The sequence below is a fragment of the Modestobacter sp. KNN46-3 genome (assembly GCF_011039295.1).
The window spans coordinates 1-1,294 of record NZ_JAAKGN010000332.1; the positions used below are offsets into that span (position 1 = coordinate 1).

1 protein-coding gene is annotated in these 1,294 nt (G+C 70.1%); it reads left to right on the top strand.

Features of this window, described 5'->3' with window-relative positions; all coding sequences use genetic code 11:
- Positions 1 to 115 precede the first annotated feature (115 nt).
- Positions 116 to 850 (top strand): 4-hydroxy-tetrahydrodipicolinate reductase, encoded by a 735-nt coding sequence (gene dapB / locus G5C62_RS27065; protein WP_241176175.1) that lies wholly within the window; start codon positions 116 to 118, stop codon positions 848 to 850.
- The last annotated feature ends 444 nt before the right edge of the window (positions 851 to 1,294 follow it).

The window sequence follows — 1,294 nt, forward strand, 5'->3', positions numbered from 1 at the left end:
GACGTCGAGGATGTGCAGCCGGGCCGCGCGGGCCTGGGTCAGCGCACCGGCGAGGACGTCGGAGGGGATGCCGTCGAGCTTCGTGTCCAGCTGGAGGGCCGTCACGAAGTCCTTGGTGCTCGGCGCCCGGGGCCGGATGGGCACCGAGGTGTGCCGGGCGGTCGACGCCGCGGAGGACCTCGAGCTCGTGGCGATGGTCGACGAGCGCGACTGGCTGTTCAACGTGGCGGACGCGGGCGCCCAGGTGGTCGTCGACTTCACCCGGCCCGACTCCGTGATGGACAACATCCGCTTCTGCATCGACCAGAACATCCACTGCGTCGTCGGGACGACGGGCTTCGACGAACAGCGGCTGGCCACGATCGCCGAGTGGCTCGAGCCCAAGCCGGAGCTCGGGGTGCTCATCGCACCCAACTTCGGGATCGGTGCCGTGCTCCTCATGCGCTTCGCCCAGGAGGCGGCCCGCTTCTTCCCGTCCGTGGAGGTCGTCGAGCTGCACCATCCGGGGAAGGTCGACGCCCCCTCGGGCACCGCGGCCCGCACGGCCCGGCTGGTCGCGGCCGCTCGGCGGGCGGCGGGCGTGCCGGCCGCGCCGGACGCGACCCGGGAGGCCGACTCGTTGCCCGGGGCGCGCGGAGCCGACATCGAGGGTGTGCCCGTGCACGCGGTCCGGCTCGCCGGGCTCGTCGCCCACCAGGAGGTGCTCATGGGAGCAGCGGGGGAGACGCTGACCCTGCGGCACGACTCCTACGACCGGGCGTCGTTCATGCCCGGTGTCCTCCTCGCCGTCCGGGAGATCGGCCGCCGTCCTGGCCTGACCGTCGGGATCGAGTCGCTGCTCGGGCTCTGAGGCCGGCGGGGGGCCGACTGGCCCCCCACAGGCCTCCGTCGAGTGACCTGCCTCGCAATCCTGGGAGGTACGGTCGGCGCTGACCTGCGCTTTCTCGACTGCCATGGCTCCCAGGAGGCGTTCGGACGGCGCTCAGGCCCCCTGGCGGTTTGACGAGGGCCCGGACGGCACGTAACTTCTTCTTTGCGCCGAGCGAGACCGGGTCGAAAGAGCCGGGAGCCGCGACGTCAGACCCCTGGGTGTGACAGCGAGCCGTGTACGGCGTACAGTCGGACAAGCCGCCTCGAACGAGGGCCAAGCAATTGGTCGGGTTTCGAGCGCGTCCGCTCCTTGAGAACTCAACAGCGTGCCGAAAGTCAGTGCCAAGTATCAATACCCCCATTCGGCGTCCTTCGGGGTGTCGTTGGGATTCCTTTGGTTGATTGAACGAGAGTGCCAACTCTT